This window comes from Burkholderia sp. 28_3 (assembly GCF_003253915.1).
In the GTDB taxonomy this organism is placed as follows: Bacteria; Pseudomonadota; Gammaproteobacteria; order Burkholderiales; family Burkholderiaceae; genus Burkholderia; species Burkholderia cenocepacia.
Genome location: NZ_QKZF01000086.1, coordinates 1 through 1030 on the forward strand (window position 1 = coordinate 1; position 1030 = coordinate 1030).

Annotated in this window: 1 protein-coding gene and 1 pseudogene; both read left to right on the plus strand. The window is 58.7% G+C overall.

From position 1 onward, the window contains the following. Positions 1-227: 227 nt before the first annotated feature. Entirely contained in the window at positions 228-509 is a 282-nt protein-coding gene (locus DFS13_RS41125) for a hypothetical protein (protein WP_039364595.1), read from the plus strand. 37 nt (positions 510-546) lie between these two features. Then, a pseudogene (locus DFS13_RS39730) lies at positions 547-933 on the plus strand (hypothetical protein); the annotation flags it as partial. Positions 934-1030: the final 97 nt, after the last annotated feature.

Below are 1030 nucleotides of genomic sequence, written 5' to 3' on the forward strand. Positions count from 1 at the left end.
CATACATCGAAACGGAGAGTCCTTGGCGACCCCACCGCAGAACGCTTTCACGCTTTTCGCCCTCAAACTATGTACTCCACGGGTATAGGTCCAAATCGCTGGGTGAATCGACTCGACGTGTTGGGGCAAGGCGGCCATATTGCAAAAATACTGTATGGATGTACAGTATCGTATATCAAAAACCTGCTTCGTGAAACGTCCCTTTTTGATTACGACGGAAGACGATGATGGATATGCCTGTGCGCAAGCATCCGATGCCGGAGATAGCGGCGTTCGTGGCCGAATTGCGTCGCGCGTTTGGGGATGCGACTATTGATGAAGCGGTCGCGCGCGGCAAGGCGGGCGAGCCGACGTTTTTCGCGAGCGAGAACGGTCTGACGGTAGGCACCAGGTCGGATGCGACAGTCAGGAGCTGGCGAGTCGACGGCAGCGTGCTCAACCGGCACTTCTGCCGTGGGTGCGCCGGGTCATGCATCGGGACCGACATACGATGCAGTCAACGCAGGTGATTGAGCGGGCAACCGCATCAACCAGTGGAGATGACGCATGTGCTACTCGGCTCAAATCTGGGCGGACTACCGCCGGTACGTACGGACCTTCGGTGCGCACATGGACATCGCCGAGTTCGCACGTCTCTATTTCCTGCAGGCCGAAGGGAGCGGCGCCAAGACACCGAAAGCGCTCGACGATGCTTTCCTCGACCCGCAGACGGATGGCGAACGCGAGATACGTCAACTCATCGAAAAGACGCGCGCGGAACAGAGGACGAAACTGGAGCAAGACCTCTTCAAGCAGCGAACGAGATTTACGGAAGCCGAGCGCAAGCTGGAGTCGAAGGTGACGAAGGCCGCGACCGAAAGTAGACGCATCGCTACCGACAAAATTGAGGCTGCGCTACGCCGCATCGAAGACATCAATCGCAGCGAATCAAAGCCGCGTGTCACGGGGCGGCGCTATGGAGCCAATGCGGGGTCGGCATAAGGGCGCCACTTGAGGGGCGGCACATAGGCGCCAGTCCAAGGGCGGCGTA

Bases quoted from the DNA above. Each gene is read 5' to 3' on its own strand.
- DFS13_RS41125 (WP_039364595.1), top strand. From the start codon at position 228: ATGGATATGCCTGTGCGCAAGCATCCGATGCCGGAGATAGCGGCGTTC.